Genomic DNA, 18946 nt, shown 5'->3' on the forward strand with positions numbered 1-18946 from the left:
ACGTTTTGCTCATAATTCTATTTACTGATTTTATTGATAAAATCAGGTTTATTAGCCATAAAATAATTATTTGTTTATTTTGACTAATTATGATAAGTTTAATTACTTAAATTTTTGTTAAGCAATCTAATATATACAGGAAATATGTAATGATTTTGTCATGCTGAACGTAGGGCAGCATCTCTAAGATTCTTCACTGCGTTCAGAATGACAATTTATACCTGATTTGACTTTTCAAACATCTTATTGGACTGAATAAACTATATGTGTGTAAATTATAAATCTTTTAAGATTATGATAGCTTTCTTTTCTTGACAGGTTGAGCAGGGTTTCCTGCATAAATTGTCATTGGTTCTAGAGAGCGTGCAGTAACTCCGGCTAGTGTCAAGACCGCACCTTTACCAATTATAACTCCAGGTCCAATTACGGAGTTGGCGGCAATCCAACTGCTTTCTTGAATATAAATGGGAGCAGTTAGCAATTTAAAATTGGCATCATTCCAGTCATGGTTACCTGTACAAAGATAGACATTTTGCGACAGACAAGTATGACTTTCGATAGTCACATCGGCAAGGTTATCTATCCAAGCATTTTCACCAATCCACACATAATTTCCAACACTCAGGCGCCAAGGAAATTTTACCCGCACTCCAGGTTTAATGCGAACTCCTTTACCTATTTTGGCGCCAAAGGAACGGAGTATAAAAACCTTTATACTAGATAAAGGTAAATAATAACTTCCTAATAAGGGCAAGCCAATAAAGTACCACAGTATTTGTTTCCAATAGGGGGCGCCTGGAGTGTAAGTGCTAAGAGTGTATTTATCTAGACGCATATAATAAGGATTTATAACGAGGGTTAAGATTGGCTCCGGTACATCTTGTGACAATCCAGAGGATAGAGCGTCCGCTATCACGTAGAATGCGGAGCATAGATTCTTTAGGTTCGTTGGTGGGAACAACGATAGGAGTGAAGGTGATTCCTTGGCTACCAAGTATTAAAATGGCGATCGCTTTTGCGCGCGCCATGTGAAAATCGGAGGTAATCAAATATATGTGTTTAATCTTACGTTTTTGAAATTCAGGTACAAAAGTAGTAAAATTAGTTACCGTATCAATTGCACGATAATCTAAATGTAAGCGGTCATCTGTTATACCAGCATTTTGATAGACAGGGCGGGCAAGGTTTGAGGGAACACCGCTAGAAACCCAAATATCTAGAGATGGAAAAGCCGAAGCAAATTGCGCTGTGAATTCTTCGCGGTCTATACCACCACCAAGGGTGAAGATAGCTTGTGGTTGAGGAGCTTGCCAGGAGGCGATTGCTAATTGTATGGGTATCATATTTAGTAAGATAAACAACAATCCTACTAAAGTATAAATTCCATATTTTTTGATTTTGTTATGTAGATTTTTCACGTAATTAATTATTGGATTTAAACATCTAGGGTGTTTAATTTTTCGTACTCAATTATTTGCATTGATAGTAAAATTTCAGCAAATACTCGCTGAAACGCATAATACCAACCATGCCACCCGTCGAGGATACCACCTTTGAGGATGAGGCAGTAGATTAAGATAACGAACGGAGCAAAAAGCTTTTGCTTACGGATACGGTCTCCCAAACTTAATTCACTCTCTGGGGTCTCTAGTAGTTTTTTGCTTTCAATTATCATGTAACGTTCTTGCGACCATAACCAACGAGTAAAAGGTTTACGATCATCGTGATAAATAAATCCTAGCAGTGGTTTGGAATCTCCTTTAACGCTAACGCGGTGAGCATGACCATCATCTCGATAAATAGCTTTTTCTCGTTTGTAAAGAACTTTACGCGGTGGTAGTAACGTAGCACGTAGAGGTTTACCAAAAACACAATATTTAAATGAAACTAAATAACTATTCACCTCAGTATCTTTTGGTAAAGATTTAATTTCAGCAATTAATTCGTCGCTTAATATGTAATCAGCATCTAAAGAGAGAACCCAAGGGGTGTTTATTTTTGATAAGCCGTAATTGCACTGATTGGCAAATGATATAAATTTGTGTTTAAATATTTCTACTTGAGGATATGCTCCCGTAATTTTTAATGTTTCATCTGTACTGTAGCTGTCAATAATGACTATTCTTTTTGCCCAAGTTAATTGTTGCAAAGTTCGATGAATATTTGGAGCTTCGTTGTAAGTTAAAATCAAAGGGGTGATTTCTTCTAGCATAATTTTTGTAATATTTCTATTTCCTGTTAATATAAATGCGAGCAATTACTTACTTGTCTTAGATGCTATTTTTCATTAATCAACGCAAATTCTGCTAGATAATTTTTAGCAATCTCTTGGTAACTGTATCCTTTTGCTTTTTGGATAGCTTCCAAAGAAATTTGATAAGTTTGTCGTGAATTTGTAACTGCTAAATTCAAAATATTTGCTAATTCTTTGGCAGCATTAGGGCTACGATGGTCAAAAAAGTATCCAGTCGTTCCTTCCTGAATAAAATCTTTAAAACAACATAAATTTGATACAATTGGCACAAGACCTGATGCCATTGCTTCTAAGGGGGCAAGTCCAAAAGATTCTCCTTTTTCTGCTAATGAAGGATAGCAAAATAGGTCTGCATTACGATAAGCCTCAGCTAGCTTATGAACATCAAATATTGGTTCGACAAATTCAACATTTAATCCTTCTGCCTTGGTTTTGAGAGTATATAAGTATTTCTCTCCACCACCACCTTGATTTTCTTTATATGGTCCGATAATTCTCAGCTTGGCTATAGAATTTGTCTGCGATGAAATTGAGAATGCATCCAAAAGAAGATGAATACCTTTTTCTGGATGAATTCTTCCCACATACAAAATAACCTTCTCTTTCTGTTCTAGTCTTGGGTGGCAGGTTGGAGAAAATATATTGGTATCAATTGGATTAGGAATAACCCGCATTCTAGAAATGGCAGCAGGATACTGGTTGGTAATGGCTTCTTCAATAGCGCGCGATGCGGCAGCAAAGAAGGTAGTTTTTGCATAAAGCCAATATTGTCCTTTAGGAAAGCGATTTACATTAATTACAATCTTGCCTGCCTTTGGATGTAAAGCAGCAAATACAGGTAACCAAAAGTCATTGATAACTAGAATGTCAGCAGGAGGTAATGTCGGAAAGTGAATCAAAGCATAGAAAAAATCTTTCAGTAAATCCAAAGTAATATTGGTGCTTTGAGGAAGTCCTCCTTGACGGATGTATTGAACACCATTAATAACTTCTGTCTGTGGTTGTCCTGGATAGGAACGGCACAGAATTCTTACCTCATGACCTGCTGCCGCAAATTCTTCTGCTAAACCTTGCCAAAGTCGGGGAATAGCACCTCCTTGTACGGAAGGAACCGGAAGCCAAGGACCTGTAGCAATGGAAATAATCATATGTCTGTGCGCCTCTTTAAGAACTATAAAGCTGAATACAATCAGGCAATTCACCACCTCCAAGAATCCAGCGATAGACATCTGCTGTATCTTTAGCGATGGAGTTCCAAGAATATTTAGTTTTCGTCAAAGCTTGTCCTCTTAAACCCATTACTTTTCTTTCTTCGTCTGACATCTTCATTGCCTCAGCCAAAGCAGTTATGAGTGCCTGTTGATTATTATCAATCCACCAACCACATTCATAGCGCTCCAAATCTTCCCACGGGGCGCCTTTTGTCGTGATAACAGGCACTTTGCAAGCTAAAGACTCTGCTATTGCTATGCCAAAATTCTCTGAGTGAGTTGGCAAGACGAATAAATCAGCATTACTTAGAGCAGAAATTTTTTCTTGCCCTGATAGCATTCCAGTAAATGTAACTCTTTGGCGCAAATTTAATTGTTCTGTTAGTGCTTCTAATTTCGCTTGATAGCCAATTAAGTCAGAACCAGCTATAACTAAATGCCAATCTGGAAATTGTGATTGTAGTTTTTGCCAAGCGAATAGTAAGTTATCTACGCCTTTTTTAGGATGAATTCTAGATAAGAATAATAACCATTTCTTATCATTAAGTTCAGGAAATAGTCGTGTTAATACCTCCCTTTCTACTTGCTGATTATAAGAATCAGTATTAAGACCGTTTGGAATAAGAGCTATAGGTTGCTGAAAACCAAGCTGACGGATAGATTTTACTTCTTCACTAGATGTGGCGTTAAAAAGAACAGCACTGCTTAAATTTTTTCGTTCATACATTAACCATGCTAGCCACTTTTTGAATCTACTACGCTTTAAAGACCAAGATTCAAGCATCCCATGAGGGGAAATAATTAAAGGTATACGATTATAATTTGCTGCTTGTCGAGCATAAAGGTTGGGAAACATCCATAAACCGTGATTATGTATTAAGGATAATTCGGTTGTTGGTAGCTTTCGCATTGCATCAGCAAATTTTGGATGAAACCCCCGCACATTTTGTGCAATAAAATCGGCGTTATAGCTATGTAAATAAGTATATTTACTTATAATTTGCTTTCCGTGTACTTTATAATCTAAAGTAAATAAATGATTGGATATTTTTTCATTGGCAAGAGCTTCTGTTAAATCACTTACCAACTTTGCCGGACCACCAGTATTTTCGTTTATGCTAGCTACAACATGATAAATATTGAGATTTTCTATAGTTGTATTGCCTAAATTACCATCGTAAGAATAGATTTGCATTGATATCCTATTATAAATAACAACTATTTAGCCTTCGGTGCATAATTTTGCATCAAATTAGCAACAGTTTCCTGAAAGCGGTCAAAGCCAAATTTATCAATTACTTTTTGACGTAAAGCTTCTGGTTGGTAGATTAAAGAGTTAGTATAAGTGCCTTGCAAAATTTGAATAAGATTTTGAGCGATTTCATCTACATTAGTAGGATTAACTAAAGCTCCTAATTCACCATGACAAAGTGGGTCTACTGCACCGTCTTGATTACCTGCTAATGTCGGTTTGCCGCAAGCTAATGCTTCTAAATAGACAATTCCAAATCCTTCTCCTTGACTTGGCATAGCAAATACATCACAAAGATTATAATGCTCGTTTAGTTCCTCATCAGGCACAAAACCTGCTAAAGTTACACAATCTTGCAAATTTAACTCAGAAATTAGTTGTTTAACACGACTCACATCATCTCCTTTTCCTACTACAATATAATGAGCATCTGGAAGCTGGTGCCTAATTTGAGGTAAAGCTTGTAAAATTTGGTCATAGCCTTTATAACGTTCATCGGATGCTAAACGAGTAACAGTCAAAATAATTGGTTGCTCTGCTTTTAATTTGTAACGTTCAAGGAGATGAGCAGGTTTAGTAGTAATTTTAAAGCGATTGGCATCAAAGGTATTGAACAAAAGTAAAACTTTATCTGGGTCAAGATTTTGCTCTGATAATAAGCGGTCGCGCGTATAACTACTAACAGAAATAATTTTATCGGCAGATCTTAAAGCTGCTTGCAATTTTGGATTTGTAATATTCCAAGCGTCAACTCCATGAGCAACTGCCCAGTAAGGAGTACCGTTTAAACGTTTTAATTGATGAGCAGCGATAGCAAAGTTTAAGTGGGTAGAAATTACTAAGTTAGGCTTATCAATAAGACCTTGAGTAATAATTTTACTAGCAAACATCGGCGTGCGTAATTTCAGCGGAAACATTCCACTGAAATGAAATTGAGTCTTATCTAAATAGTTAATATCTGATGAAGTCTTTATATCATGCTTAAGATAAACATTATATTTAGCATCAGCAAAGAGATTTTGCAAAGCCTGCAACAAAAAAGCTGAATATACTTGGATTCCTCCCTTAAAGCCAAACATATTAGGGAACCACAAATCTAGTTTTGATGCAAAAGATTGTTTTAACATTTTGAAATAGAATATGTAAAATTAGATTAATATTTAAGCTAAATAATTTAGTGCTTTTCTTAGTCCGTTTGTTGCTTGCGCGTAGCTGTAATGAGAAATTATTTCGCGGCTTTTTTCTCCCCATGAATTTAATTGTTCAGAGTTAGCAAGTCCTATTTGAAGACAATCAACCAAAGCAGATACATTACCAGCAGGAAAAGTTAACCCATTTTTACCGGGATGAACTAAATCTTGAGCGCAACCGACAAGATTGCTCACAATGACTGGACGAGATAAACACATAGCCTCATTAATGGCTAAACCCCAAGTTTCATGGGCACTATAGCTGGGTAAAACTAAGATGTCCCCTGCTGCATAAGTGCGTGGCATCATCGTTTGATTTTGAAAAGGTGCAAAGTAAATATTAGAAAAACCTGCTGCTTGAAGCTTTAATTCCTTTTCTAACGGGCCTGCGCCAACAAACAGCAAACTAGTTTGATTTAATTCCGCACGCAAGAAAGCTTGAAGTAAATCTAAAGGGCGTTTTTTATCTTCAAACTTACCCGCAAACAAAATAACCTTATGGTTATCAGGAATATCTAACTCTTTTTTCCAAGTTGTCGCCTGTTGCTTGGCTGTTGTAAGTGATGCTAAAAAGCGATGGTTATCAACTGCATGAGGTGAGAAAAATAAGCGATCAGATGGAACGTGATGATAAGTAAAGTAATCGTAATTTGCTTTACCCACATACAAACAGGCGCCAAAACGACGATATACTTCAGAAATAAATTTTTGGCGTATCCAAGCTTTCCAACCAGTTGGTGGTAGCAGTCGATGCGAGTCTCCCCGAAATAAAAGTGGTGCTTGTCGAGCATCCCAAGTTAATATAAAGCGGTAAATGCTTGCATAGTTGTAGATCATCAACAACACAGCATCTGGCTCATAAGCTTTAACCTGTGAAACTAAAGTTGGATTTTGTAACCCCCAAAAATTATGAATTCCCGCATCTGGACTAACATTAGGAATAAATTCATAATCATATCCTGTTAGTAATGGAATATCCCATTGAAATGCTTTTTGAAAACCAGCATCAACGCACTCTGTAATACCAAAATCCCAAAGGTAAAAAACTCGTATAGAAAAGTCAGCATTACTTGTAATATAACTAAACCAAGGGGCATAGTATTGTATTGGGTGAGAAGTAATAATTGCTATTTTTTTCATATTACCATTTAACTTGCGTTTTTTGAGGTTTAGCAATAACAGTAACGACTTTATAAGTTCTCATTAAAAATAGAACAATGCCAACAATTATCATCGAAGATTGAAATAGAGCAGAAACAAATACACCAGCAGTCCACTCTGTCTGAAAAGTAAAAGTCGTCATAAGAACAGAGAACAAAGATTGAGCGGACAAAATCGGTGCATTAGTACTCCAACGAGTAGATTGTCCACAAAGTATACCTGTAAAAATTGCTAATCCAGCACAACCAAATGAACCAAAGTTAGCATAAGATTCTGATAATAAATCCCAGCCAATAGTAGTTGTCTGAGCTTGTGCATAAGTTTGCAAGCGATAATGAATATTTAGTATGCTAGTTCCTTCATGACTTCGGATTTTATTATTGTTTAAAAAACGAGGAATAATTAATTGTGGCAAGATAGAATAACTTTTTCCATATAAGTAAGGTATAGTATCGGGACTTTTATCTTGAGCTAAAAGCAGCATTTGTACTACACTCGAACGCTCTGCTAAAGATGATTTATCTTCTTTGCGTAAATCATCTGGCTTGTTTAAGTAATCGAATGAATATCCTAACCATTCGCTATACCACGCTGGATATTCCCAAGGTTGGACTAGCGTAGTTTTTGACCAATATTTAGCTCTCATATCCGCCTTACCATAATGCAATAGCGTTAAACACACTAAGACAATTACAATTGGTAAAGCCGGAATTTTTTTTCTGCCAATAATAAATGCAATTATCCCAGCAATAAAGGTAGAAGTGGCGCCTACAAGTACTAAAGCAATTGCACTTGTTAACATTTGGCTAATCATCAACATTATAAATAATTGAGATTGCCATTTGGATAACTCATTAGAACCTAATCGATAGGCAAGCACAAACGCTGCTAAGGCATTTAATCCTAAAACAGCACTCCGAACAGCAGAAAATAAACCATCAGATATAAATAGCCAACCTCCATTATTTGCCAAGTTAAATAAAACACCTATTATTAAAACTAGTAATAATAATAAATCACTTTTTTTACTATCTAAAGCTCGGTAATAAGCAGGTGCTTTAGGAGTAGATTTGACAAAATGAAACCACACGAAAGTTCCTAGCCCTAAAAAACCAGAAACGGTGATGCCAGCAATTAATTGACTATCTGGAGAGTAGGTTACAACTACGGGGTGATTGGTGATAAAAGGAAAAGCGTAAGTTGAAATAAAAGTGAGGGCAAAAAAGGGAAAAATTGGCATTCCTTGCGCGCGACCAGAACACCATAAATAGCTAGGCAGTAAAGCTGCAATAGTAATTATGACTGCGATAAAATTACTTAGTAACGATTGAGTTTCAGTCAAAAATATCTCATACACAAGCACTCCCAAAGTAAAAATCCAAAATGCTCGTAATAAATGCCGTTGTTGTTTGTGTGCAAGTGTAGGTAAATATGCCAATTGCTGGGCATGTGACTCTAAAAATTGGGTCATAATGATTTGCTCTTGTTGCTAGTAACAAAACACTGATTGAATATGGCACACTGCTGACTTGTCATTGCCTTTGCTGTGTACGGTTCAAAAGCTGACCAATTGGTTTGAGGTTGAAAGCCTTTTGGTATAGATATCAACCAATTAAGCTGAGTAATTATTTCAGGTAACAATTTTTGTGGTTGGTCAGATGAAGCAAAGGTTACAGCTTGACCAGCTTGACAAGAATGTAAAATATTAACTACAGAACTAAGCTGGTGGAAAATTGCCAAGATGGGTTTGCGGGCTAATACGCACGGGTAGAGTTTTGAGGCTGTATAGCTAGGGTCATCGGAACCAATCATTAAAATAGCGTCACTATCGCTTAAGACTTGTAACGCTTCAAAGTAAGGTATGCGATGAGGATGTTCGGTTACTAAATCACCAACTCCTAGTTTTTGCGCGATTGGTTCTACGGTTTTTACCGCGCGGTTGCCTTGAGCATAGCTAGTACCAACAAAGTGCATATGAACTGATTGCCAAAGTTCGGGGTTACGTTGACGCTCTGTTTGGATTCCCAAAAATAAAATCCGCAACGAATTAGCCATATCATCACCACCTCGACCTACATAAACCCAGTGACGTTTACCATCTTTGGGGTCAAATATTGTCTGCTTGACTTGGAGCGATGGTAGTAGCTCGAAATCTGATTCTGAGGCGCCAAAAGGTAAAATGCTAAATTGATCAGAACGTAAATTAGGATACCTTTGTTGTAGGGTTTCTGGGTAAGCTGGTGAAACGCTAATAACATGACTAACTTTCGAGAGAACCTTGGGTTCAAGAAATTTAGCTTCGAGTTGGGCTAACTCATATTTGAAATGTCCACCCGGTGGAGTCACACCAGTTTTTCGATAATAATCGCTCAACCACGGGTCTTGAAAATCTAGCACGTAAGGAATATTAAAGCGACGATACCACAGTAGACCCAGCGCCATTGAAGTAAATATGGTTGTTGAAAAGTAGACCAAATCAAAATCTTTTTTACGCAATAGGTCATTGCCAGCCCTTAGTAGATAAGGGAAACTCCGTAAACCCAAGCTACCCATACCGATGCGCTTAGTCTGTTGGACTGGTAATGCTTTTGTGTAAGTAACTGGAACACTACAAGGTATAGTTTTGATTAAAAGGGGGTCTTGAATTCCTTCCACATAATCGGCTTCTACTGCTAGAACATGAGGTTCCCAACCAAATTTTTCAAAGTAAGCCAGAGACATTCGCACCCGTTGATGATCGGGAGCATTAATTGGTGGAAAATGAGGACTAACGATTAAAACTCGATTACTCAAAGTTAGATACCAAATCAGTTGAAATCAGAGTGAGATAAAATAGACCGTTACTATTATTAAGATATTCAAAGCTTTATGTTGGCTGACATTTCGTTTATTCCTATACAAAGTTCAAGAAAACTTCATATAAAACCTGCGTTAAGTTTAATTTAGCGCTGATGAAAATTATTTTTAATTAGATAATAAATTGTTGAGTAATTTATTTTTCCATTTATTTCTCAATCGTTTCCACCAGCGATTTTGTTTGAGGGCTGCTCTGGCACTACTCCAATCTACTAAGCTGTCATTAACATCATGATCACCTCGTTGAGCTTCAGGAATATCTTCTGACTCAACTGCTTGAATTAGTTTAGGCAAGCTCTCATAAAAATTTTGACAACGATAAGGAGGATGCAGCGACCACATTCCTGGCGCCTGTCCCAAAAACTCGACGCGCGCCAAAGAGTGTTCTTCCATAGCCAAACTAATGACTTCCTCTGGAAGCTGATAAGGATAATTTCCTTCAACTAAAGCTTTAATAATGCTACGAGGAGATGCGTACTTTAGAGGAAGCTGTTTAATTTTTGACTGAAAGCGTTCTCGATCAAGTAAAAAGTATCGGGTACTGAGCGAAGAAAAACGAAAAGCAGGAGAATAATGAAGTTCTGGTTCCGCAACTTGCGAGCGTAAACTACCATCAGAGGTTGGCGGACCAGGAAGTGGGCCACATACTAAAACATCAGGTTTTTCGGATAGCAGTTGAACAGCTTCTGCAATCCAGGTAGAACTACCACCCCCAAACATCAAATCTGAATCAAGGTGAAATATATAGTTGTTTTTAGCTGTATATAAACCAAAAAAATAAGAATAAAATGGACCACCTCGAAAATCTTTTGCTGGAATAATAGACTTACCAAAAAACATAGAGCTAACATTTTTAATAGCTGTAGGAGAGTAATCAACTTCTTTTAAATGTGCATGGGGATACTTATTGCAGCACTCATTAATTAAATCTTTAATTTTAGGAAGACGTTCTTGCCAACCTTCAGCAAAGCGTCCAGAACTACGATGTAAATCAAGAGTTAGTAGTATCTCGTCTACTTGATGAGCAAATTGACGCAGTTGATGTGGCAAAGTATACCTAGCATAAAGTAAGTCACTGGGAGCTAAATTAATTTGTAATGTAACACCTGAGTTAGCTTTCATAATTTTTAAGTGTAATTATTGTTTTGTGTATTATGACAGTGCAATATTAGCCAATTCGACAAGTTTATTAGCCTCTATTTCCCAGTAAAATTGTTTTTTTGCTGCTTCTAAGGCTGCTTTTTTAGCACTAATTAGTACATTGGGTGTTTGAAGTAGGTCTTCTATTGCTTGGGCTAGCATTTGAGGACTATCATTAGGAATTAATTTACCTACAGTCGGACTTTGAGATAATATTTCTTTTTGTCCAGCAGTGTCTGTGGCAATTATTGCTAGACCAGCTTGTAAATACTGAAAGAGTTTATTAGTTATTGTAAGTTGTCTATTCAAACAGTAAGTTGTTTCTAATGCTAGACCAATATCATGTTCTGCAATACGTGATATCAATTCTTGATTAGGGACAGTAGGATGAATAAAGACGCGGTCTTGCCATTGAGAAGGAATTTTTGGTTCTAACCATTCGCGGTAGCTGTCAGGATAATTTCCTCGCAAATGAATTTCTACTGGTATTTTTAAATAAGGTAGAGCAAGCAAGAGAGTATCTAACCCTCTTCCTGGGCCAATAGTTTGAGAGAACCAATGCAAAGAGGGTAATTTTGGGTTTTTTCGATCTTTATGTTTGCCATCTATTTGCAAGCGTTCATGTATCGGAAAAACATTGTAAACAACTGTAGGTAAAGCTGCTTGATAAGCTTGAGCTAAAGCTTGGGCTAAAGAATTAGATGTAGTAAGGCAGTAAACACACTCACTCAGCAGGCGCCTTTCTAGTGTTTTTAACTTGGCAATTGGTCTGCTAGCACGGTCTTCTGGGAGAAGGTCTTCAGAAAACCAGTCTTCAAAGTCTACTCCTACGCGGAAACCTTCATCCAACAATTTACTTCCCACCCAAAGCCCAGGTTCCGAATGAACAATAGTTAAATCAGCCTTGGTTCTACGAGCAATTTTTAACATTGCTGTTGTTCCATAGTTGAGCAAATTGGGAGAGAAAACGCCAAAATTTTGATAAATTTTTCTACTTATTCGATTTTGAAGCCGAACTCTTAGATTGTTCAAACGATGCTTTGGTTGAAAGTCTATAATAGGTTCAAATCGCCATTGTTTATTTTTCATAAGCAGGCAATCGCGTTCAATCATGTTTAGGTCAAACCAAAAGCCTCTCACAGTTACATCATGTCCTGCATTTGCTAAAGCTTCTGCCTCTTTTTGAGGTCGAGGAGCGTTACACAAATGCCCACCAATTAAAATTAAAATCTTTGCCACTGGTAAATACCATTACAATAATATTTCAATATTGCAACCCTGAATAAATGTAGAGACGTTACATGTAACGTCTCTATAAGGTTTTTCGCTAGGCAGCTTTATTGAGTGAAAATAAATGATACAATTTATTTTTGATTGCAGGCTGCATAACTAATTCTAAAAAGATAGAAACAGATATGGAAATTAAAAGCCAAATTAAGAAACGAATAAAGTAAGTAAATACATCCCCGGAAAATGAGGAATAATCTCGAATGAAAAACAGCACAGGAGTATGTATTAAGTAGAATGCATATGAAACACTTCCGATTAATTTGAATTTTATTAAAAATTCCAAATCAATTTTCCATTGGTACGTTGCTATAGCTAGCGAGTACAAAATAATAGATGGTATCCATCTTGGTTCTAAAATACGCCCAGTAGCTAACAAAATTAGCATTACTACAACAGGCATTAAAAAGCAAATTAAATTAATCCATTTGAGCGCAGGAAATTCTCTACGTGTCACTAATGAAACAATTACAACAGATAAGCAAAATGCATTAATTATATCAATCATACTTACTTGTCCAACAGATACTCCCTTATAACCAAGCAAATTCATTACAATTTGTCCAAAATTTAAGCTGCTATTTACGTAAATTAGCAACAAATAAGAAAGTAATGGAATTTTTACTGGATAATGGTTTGATTGTGTTCTCCAAGAAAGCCATAACCCAAATAACCAGAAGATAAAGCCTGATGCATAAGAAAATATTATTGATGGTTCAAATACAAACCAAGCAAGTATACTCAGAAAAATACAAAATGAAAAACAATATCTTAGTTTAATACGAAACGCCCAAATGGGAATAAATAATAAATAGTAGACAACCTCGTAGTTTAAAGTCCAGACTGGATTATTTCCATCCAACCTCGGAACAAAGATATTTTGTAAGAGAAATAAATTACCTATAACTTTTGCAAAAGATGCTTCTGGACGAGCTAAAATACCCAGTATAACAGCAATTATATAAATTGGTATTAGTCGGATAACTCGTTTCAGTAAATATTGATTTGCCCTAGAGTGAGAATATTCCTTTTGGTTGGTTAAACCAATTACGTAACCCGATATAATAAAAAAAGTTAGAACTGCAATTTGTCCTACATTTAGCCAGTAAATATCTGGATAATATCCTGGGTCTAAAAGATAAGGAATAAGCGCATGACTCAAACCAACCAAAATCGCAAGTACCCCTCGTAATCCTTCGAGACCAAAGTCAAACTTAACAGGCTTTTTTGAACTCATAGAAAATACAGGGTTACTCATAGAGAGATAAATTTATTACGTAATATTTTTTGTTAATGAATCTATGTCAGATTGTACTTTTTTCACAATATCGATATACCATTGAGCAGATGCCTCTAATGTTAAATTTTCAAGAATATAATCACGAGGATAAAATACTTGACGGTTGAGTTGATCAAGGAATTCTTCTAACTTAGTAGGAAATTCATGGATATCCATAAATTTAACTCCGCAACGTTCATCCCAATAAGGAACTGAACTAACAGGAGCAAATTGCACTCGCTCAGGGAAAAAGCTTGGATCATCCCAGAACCCACTTTTATCCCAAGCTAAGATTGGAACACCACAGGAAAGAGTTTGCTGATAAGCAATTCCTTGAGTTTCATGTTTACAAAGAAAAATCATTGCTTTGCTTCTATTAAGCAATGAGTGAAATTCCTGTTCTTTATAAAAGCCATAGCGAATATTTGCCACTTTTAACTGTTTCTGCTCTAGAAGATTTTTGATAGGAGTTATTAATTCATTTTCATAAATGTCGTGTTCCCACAAAATTTTGTCATAGAGCAGAATGTCGATGTCTTTGGCTTCTAAAGAAGCTGGCACCCATGCATCTGTATCAATTCCAACAGGCCAAGCGACAACAGAATATCCGTAGTATGGCTCCCACATTTTTTTCATCCATTCACCCGGAACCAAAACTTTTTTAACTGGTAAACGCTGAAGCAAATTTAAGTCATCATAGGGATGTGAGAATGCTGATGGTCCAAAAATGATTGGGTTTTTCCATGAAATTTTATCTAAAACATAGGGTTTACCAATGATACAAGCAATTTCCTCTGGGTGCTTTTGGATATATTTGTAATCATTTACTTTATAAGAAACACCAAGCCGATCTAATCCTGCACAGAGGTTTAAGAAAACTCGCTTTTGACCACCTACTCTTGGTTTACCTCTTACTAAACGGCGAATGACCTGACGTGGATAGCGGTCAAATGGTAGCCACCGATCTTCATTTGGTTCTTCGTAGAAAATATTTAGAGGCATCATCGTACTATGTTGTAAAATTATAAAGCTTTGTATTTGTATTTCGGCTAAACAAACCCAAAATGTTTCGACGTAGCCATAATATTTTTTGTGTTTGTCGAAAGCCTAAGTTTTTGTATAATTTGCCTAGTAGACCTGTTTCTAGTGGTTGAAATTCTGGGTTTAAACTGTAAATCCAGTCAACAATTTCGCAAGCTTCGTCTAAATGGCTATAAGCAATCCAATGAGCCAAGGGCCAAAGAATTGTACAAGCAGCTTGTCGGCGCCGTAAAGTAAGCTCACATGAAGCAGCAAGTTTGCTTAGAATCTTTTTATAGATAGTGATGTGTTGTAGATTTGTAGCAACTGTTCTCATCCCTTGAGGAAACTGTAAGCGTCCTTGAGAATGATGACGATGACAAAAAGCAGCCTGTTTGTAGATTGCGATCAATGGGTTTGCCATTGCCACTTCAATAACGAACAGGCGGTCATCGCGCCAAGCGAAGTCTGGACGATGGGGAATATCTTTGATAAATTCTCTACGGAATAAATAAGCAGAGTAGTGAGAGCTATCACATTCGCCCAATTGTTGAGCAATAAAATCATCGCATTCAACCCACTCTACTTGATTTAGTAGTTTTTCTTCCTCTGAATAAGTTTCATAACCACTAACAACTACATCTGCTTTTTGAGCTATTGCTAATGCAAATTGTTTATCAATAGCTTCTGAAGCAAGCCAGTCATCGGAATCTAAAAAACGTACATACTCGCCTTTCGCAATTGCAAAACCGCGATTAACTGCCCAGCATTTACCCCAGTTATCTTGATGTATACTGATAATGTCTGGTTGAGTTTGCAGCCATTCCCAAGTACCATCTGTACTGCCATCATCAACTACAATGATTTCAGTTTGGCACCGAGTATGGCGGCAAGATTCTATAGCTTTGGGAAGACTCCAAAGGCGATTGTATGTAGGAATAATGACAGAAACGTCCATTTACTTCAACAATTATATTCGGTTAGATACTGATACAGAATTTGTACCAAAAAGTTTCCTATATATTGGTCGCAAGCCATCTTTGAAGGTGCGAACACTAACGTTAGGAATAGAGCAAAACAAAGTTGTCCACATATCAGCTGCACAGACAGACCATTTTTTGGCAGATACTAATTCTAAACGTAATTCTTCGCGCGTATAAGGATAAATTGCTGTGTAATAGTCTAAAAAATGCACTACAACTGGATTTACTTCAGTGAAAGGATACCAAGCTTGATGTTTGGGATTAGGTGCTGGTGGATTAATTAGTTTTGATTTACCTTTTAGGACATCAATAAATACACCTCCTTGACAAGCCTGGGGATCACTCATAATTGACCCATCATCAAGAATTGGAGTTTGATTGTGTAATGCCATTGCGATTGCCATTAGCAATTCATCATTCGGGCGGTTTCGCAACCTCACCAAACCAATCTCATCGTATTGTGGTTCTAATTCACGTGCTTTAGCGTAGATTCTATCGCTTTCTTCACCCTTCTCCAAATAGTAAATACCGCCATTGAACTTAGGTAGTGCTGGCACGCCAAAACGTTGGCAAACTGCGGCAACATTGCCAAACCATTCACCTTGGGAAATTGTTGTTCCAACTACAGAAACCGCGCGACCTGCAAAGCGATTAAAAACAGATTCCAAGGAACCGACGCACAAACAATCTGCATCAATAAAAAGAGTCTGCTGTGCTGGCGCCAGTTTATCTAAATGCAACTTTGGAGAAAAACCTTGCCCATATTGTCCAGATTGTACTTCAATAATCTCAATATCTGATAAATCATTGGGAAGTAAATTCTTCTGGTCAGTTGCTAAAAAGAATTTAATTGAGCTATCTTTATGCCACCATTTAAAAGAGCGCGCCAAATTGACCGCCATCTGTATATAAACGGGTTTACCAGTGGCGATAGCTAAAACTGCTCTCGATTGATTTTGAGTCATTCAAATTTCCTAAAATTCTTAAGGTTAAACTTCTTGATAAAACTAGTAGCAAGTACACCAATTATCCGAGCTAGGAAGAAAATAATCGATGCTTAACACCATTTATTCTTAAGCTTAAATATTTCTGTATGAAAAAATATTGTTGACTTAAATGGGATGCTGCACTCCAGCGTTCATATTCTGGGATGGCTATTTGGGTGATAAAATCACACCATCTTACTACCAGATTTGTAAAATTAATTTCTTGACTACGGACTCGGCTATTTTCCATAATTGCTTGACGCAGTTGTTTATGATCGCGAAGACGTTTCAAAGCCGAAATTATCTCGCTAGGAGAAGTTACTTCTATATAGTCTAATTCGCTCTTTCGTTCACTTTGATAAGCAGATTCATGACCAAGAATTGCTGGTACTCCGGCTAGCCAAGAGTTGTATAATTTTGTAGCAGGTTTATGAATGTAGTCTTGCTTGTTAAATGAACGAACAGCAACAATTGCATCAATATCGCTGTAATCATTCCAACGACTTGGTGATATTACATGCCAATTTAAACCAAGAGATTGTATTTCTTCCAACCATAATGGGCTTTGAAATTCTGGGGCTAAATTTGCTACATCGCCGAAATAAGCAACATTCTCAAATAATTCGCCTCGTGTATTACTACGTGGGATTAAACCTGGTTGAGGCCAATGTGGTATATAGTAACTATCTTTAGTAATTTTTGATTGTCGATAGTTTTGTACAACGTGAAGTTGTGTCCAAGCATGAAAACCACCATCTGCTAGTAAACAAACAATTAGCAACTTTGATGTTGGTTTAAGTCGAAATGAAAGACTACCCCTAGAAGCAATAAGTATCCCTTCTTCAGGTATGACACTTGTGAGCTTGCATGGGAAACCACTAGCCCTTAGTCGAAGATAAGTTTGTAATGTCCAACTGTATATTGTAGATGTACCAAATGGTTGTAAATAAGCATCTATTTCGTTTATGTCTAAATCTGGTGGTATTTCATTATTAGGTAAATCATTCTGTGGAATGTAAAAATAAACTGGTATCATAGTTTTCATAATTTTGGTTTATAAACAACTAAAATTTGAATTAAGATTTTTTTTTATTGCTAACTCAATATTTTATCTAACGTTAATGTTAAATTATTGGTATTGAGATACATATCACCCCAAGCTAGTTTTTTACCATCGTGGTAGTTTTCACCCATTAAATACCAATAATCTAGCCCCAGTTGACTAGCTAAAGTAAAGTAACAATCTGGTCGGATACAATCTAGAGAAAATATTTCTAGTACCTGACAATTACTAGCAAATAATAAATTAGTCAAAGCTGCACCATGAGCAGAAACTATGATTTTAGCGTTACGAATAATTTTAATTTGTTCTGCTAGTGTATGCTCAGACATTTCATAGATTTGAAACCCTCTGTTTCTTAATAATTCTATAACTTCATTTTCGTTAATAATGTGGCGTTCTCTAGCATTTATTCTAGAAAGATATACATATTCTTTTGATAAACAGTCGTTATTATCATTAATAAATTTTTGTCTAACATACTCTACTGCCCATAAAGGGGAATTACCTACACTACCCGGAAGCGAAGGAACATACAGGTTTTCAAAATATATTTTATCTGTTTTTTTCATTTTAATTAATCTATCTTCTTCGATCCCCCAGTATTTGAGTGACTCAATGTGGAAACTATATAGTTTTTCAGGGACTATAAAATAGTCGATAGAGTCAATAAATTTTTCTAATAAATGGAGTCTTGGAAGACTATCCATCATCCAGTGATAATAATTACTAGAATCTGGAGTAGCTATTACTGCCGTATTAGACTTTATTTTTTCGATTTGAGTTTTAAATGTGGCAAAAGGTTTAAAAATATTTCCTTTTTTAATATCATTAGTACCGAAGTAATGGCAAAACTCATCAAATACTTTATTGTCTTTGGAGATAACATTGCCATAATCTGAAAAAACATAGGCGCCTTGAAAATAATAAAGATTTACCTCTAGATGCTTTTTGATTAATTCAGATTTAAAATAAACATTTAATTCATTATATATACTATTTGGTTTAGAATAATAAATAATATTTTCTGGATAAGCATTTATATACCAGCTACTATTTGTTTGAGTACACCAATTAGTATAATAGTTGTTTTCATTAATCCAATCTTTAGCAGAATATACAATTCCTTTTGGCATTATAAATGGAAATTGACGTAAAACGTTTTTGAGAGCTACTAATAAACTTTTCATACGACCTTTATTTATATCTAATAAAATTACTATTAAATGAGTAGTTATCAAATATTGAATCTGATAACTAACTGATC

General features: G+C 36.2%; 17 protein-coding genes. All 17 read right to left on the reverse strand.

The genetic code is table 11. From position 1 onward, the window contains the following. Nucleotides 1–292 precede the first annotated feature (292 nt). Nucleotides 293–835, reverse strand: coding sequence for a WcaF family extracellular polysaccharide biosynthesis acetyltransferase (locus DSM106972_RS12455; RefSeq protein ID WP_127081007.1), 543 nt, complete (start codon nt 833–835; stop codon nt 293–295). Next, nucleotides 822–1343 (reverse strand): YdcF family protein, encoded by a 522-nt coding sequence (locus tag DSM106972_RS12460; RefSeq protein WP_411675307.1) that lies wholly within the window; start codon nt 1341–1343, stop codon nt 822–824. The genes DSM106972_RS12455 and DSM106972_RS12460 overlap by 14 nt, the downstream gene beginning before the upstream one ends. Nucleotides 1344–1435: 92 nt before the next feature. Continuing rightward, nucleotides 1436–2212: a glycosyltransferase family 2 protein gene (locus tag DSM106972_RS12465; protein ID WP_127081009.1), complete on the reverse strand. Its 777-nt coding sequence runs from the start codon at nt 2210–2212 to the stop codon at nt 1436–1438. Nucleotides 2213–2277: 65 nt separating this feature from the next. Continuing rightward, the gene (locus tag DSM106972_RS12470; protein WP_127081010.1) at nt 2278–3402 is read right to left on the reverse strand and encodes a glycosyltransferase family 4 protein; all 1125 of its coding nucleotides are present in this window, start codon (nt 3400–3402) and stop codon (nt 2278–2280) included. Nucleotides 3403–3418: 16 nt separating this feature from the next. After that, nucleotides 3419–4660 (reverse strand): glycosyltransferase, encoded by a 1242-nt coding sequence (locus tag DSM106972_RS12475; protein WP_127081011.1) that lies wholly within the window; start codon nt 4658–4660, stop codon nt 3419–3421. 23 nt (nt 4661–4683) lie between these two features. Continuing rightward, the gene (locus DSM106972_RS12480) at nt 4684–5844 is read right to left on the reverse strand and encodes a glycosyltransferase (protein ID WP_127081012.1); all 1161 of its coding nucleotides are present in this window, start codon (nt 5842–5844) and stop codon (nt 4684–4686) included. A gap of 33 nt (nt 5845–5877) precedes the next feature. Further along, nucleotides 5878–7047: a glycosyltransferase family 4 protein gene (locus tag DSM106972_RS12485; RefSeq protein WP_127081013.1), complete on the reverse strand. Its 1170-nt coding sequence runs from the start codon at nt 7045–7047 to the stop codon at nt 5878–5880. A gap of 1 nt (nt 7048) precedes the next feature. Then, complete coding sequence (locus DSM106972_RS12490; RefSeq protein ID WP_127081014.1) at nt 7049–8539, reverse strand: hypothetical protein; 1491 nt, start codon at nt 8537–8539, stop codon at nt 7049–7051. Then, nucleotides 8536–9861: a glycosyltransferase gene (locus tag DSM106972_RS12495; protein WP_127081015.1), complete on the reverse strand. Its 1326-nt coding sequence runs from the start codon at nt 9859–9861 to the stop codon at nt 8536–8538. Before DSM106972_RS12495 ends, DSM106972_RS12490 begins: the two co-directional genes overlap by 4 nt. A gap of 171 nt (nt 9862–10032) precedes the next feature. After that, nucleotides 10033–11046 carry a hypothetical protein gene (locus DSM106972_RS12500; RefSeq protein WP_186538336.1) on the reverse strand — a complete coding sequence of 338 codons (1014 nt, stop codon included), beginning with the start codon at nt 11044–11046 and terminating at the stop codon, nt 10033–10035. A gap of 30 nt (nt 11047–11076) precedes the next feature. After that, nucleotides 11077–12303, reverse strand: coding sequence for a glycosyltransferase (locus tag DSM106972_RS12505; protein ID WP_127081016.1), 1227 nt, complete (start codon nt 12301–12303; stop codon nt 11077–11079). Between the two features lie 88 nt (nt 12304–12391). Then, on the reverse strand, nt 12392–13588 hold the full coding sequence (locus tag DSM106972_RS12510) for an acyltransferase family protein (protein ID WP_158632814.1): 1197 nt from the start codon (nt 13586–13588) through the stop codon (nt 12392–12394). Nucleotides 13589–13624: 36 nt separating this feature from the next. Continuing rightward, nucleotides 13625–14635, reverse strand: coding sequence for a glycosyltransferase (locus DSM106972_RS12515; protein WP_201800713.1), 1011 nt, complete (start codon nt 14633–14635; stop codon nt 13625–13627). A 4-nt stretch (nt 14636–14639) separates the two neighbouring features. Next, nucleotides 14640–15608: a glycosyltransferase family 2 protein gene (locus DSM106972_RS12520; RefSeq protein WP_127081018.1), complete on the reverse strand. Its 969-nt coding sequence runs from the start codon at nt 15606–15608 to the stop codon at nt 14640–14642. Between the two features lie 12 nt (nt 15609–15620). Then, complete coding sequence (locus DSM106972_RS12525) at nt 15621–16598, reverse strand: hypothetical protein (protein ID WP_127081019.1); 978 nt, start codon at nt 16596–16598, stop codon at nt 15621–15623. Between the two features lie 70 nt (nt 16599–16668). Next, the gene (locus DSM106972_RS12530; RefSeq protein ID WP_127081020.1) at nt 16669–17664 is read right to left on the reverse strand and encodes a hypothetical protein; all 996 of its coding nucleotides are present in this window, start codon (nt 17662–17664) and stop codon (nt 16669–16671) included. 50 nt (nt 17665–17714) lie between these two features. Next, nucleotides 17715–18869 carry a glycosyltransferase family 61 protein gene (locus DSM106972_RS12535; RefSeq protein ID WP_127081021.1) on the reverse strand — a complete coding sequence of 385 codons (1155 nt, stop codon included), beginning with the start codon at nt 18867–18869 and terminating at the stop codon, nt 17715–17717. Nucleotides 18870–18946: the final 77 nt, after the last annotated feature.

It is taken from the genome of Dulcicalothrix desertica PCC 7102, from assembly GCF_003991905.1.
Taxonomy (GTDB): Bacteria; Cyanobacteriota; Cyanobacteriia; order Cyanobacteriales; family Nostocaceae; genus Dulcicalothrix; species Dulcicalothrix desertica.

Bases quoted from the DNA above. Each gene is read 5' to 3' on its own strand.
- DSM106972_RS12470 (WP_127081010.1), bottom strand. From the start codon at position 3,402: ATGATTATTTCCATTGCTACAGGTCCTTGGCTTCCGGTTCCTTCCGTA.
- DSM106972_RS12500 (WP_186538336.1), bottom strand. From the start codon at position 11,046: ATGAAAGCTAACTCAGGTGTTACATTACAAATTAATTTAGCTCCCAGT.
- DSM106972_RS12485 (WP_127081013.1), bottom strand. From the start codon at position 7,047: ATGAAAAAAATAGCAATTATTACTTCTCACCCAATACAATACTATGCC.
- DSM106972_RS12535 (WP_127081021.1), bottom strand. From the start codon at position 18,869: ATGAAAAGTTTATTAGTAGCTCTCAAAAACGTTTTACGTCAATTTCCA.
- DSM106972_RS12480 (WP_127081012.1), bottom strand. From the start codon at position 5,844: ATGTTAAAACAATCTTTTGCATCAAAACTAGATTTGTGGTTCCCTAAT.
- DSM106972_RS12465 (WP_127081009.1), bottom strand. From the start codon at position 2,212: ATGCTAGAAGAAATCACCCCTTTGATTTTAACTTACAACGAAGCTCCA.
- DSM106972_RS12460 (WP_411675307.1), bottom strand. From the start codon at position 1,343: ATGATACCCATACAATTAGCAATCGCCTCCTGGCAAGCTCCTCAACCA.
- DSM106972_RS12510 (WP_158632814.1), bottom strand. From the start codon at position 13,588: ATGAGTTCAAAAAAGCCTGTTAAGTTTGACTTTGGTCTCGAAGGATTA.
- DSM106972_RS12525 (WP_127081019.1), bottom strand. From the start codon at position 16,598: ATGACTCAAAATCAATCGAGAGCAGTTTTAGCTATCGCCACTGGTAAA.
- DSM106972_RS12520 (WP_127081018.1), bottom strand. From the start codon at position 15,608: ATGGACGTTTCTGTCATTATTCCTACATACAATCGCCTTTGGAGTCTT.
- DSM106972_RS12530 (WP_127081020.1), bottom strand. From the start codon at position 17,664: ATGAAAACTATGATACCAGTTTATTTTTACATTCCACAGAATGATTTA.
- DSM106972_RS12515 (WP_201800713.1), bottom strand. From the start codon at position 14,635: ATGATGCCTCTAAATATTTTCTACGAAGAACCAAATGAAGATCGGTGG.
- DSM106972_RS12475 (WP_127081011.1), bottom strand. From the start codon at position 4,660: ATGCAAATCTATTCTTACGATGGTAATTTAGGCAATACAACTATAGAA.
- DSM106972_RS12490 (WP_127081014.1), bottom strand. From the start codon at position 8,539: ATGACCCAATTTTTAGAGTCACATGCCCAGCAATTGGCATATTTACCT.
- DSM106972_RS12455 (WP_127081007.1), bottom strand. From the start codon at position 835: ATGCGTCTAGATAAATACACTCTTAGCACTTACACTCCAGGCGCCCCC.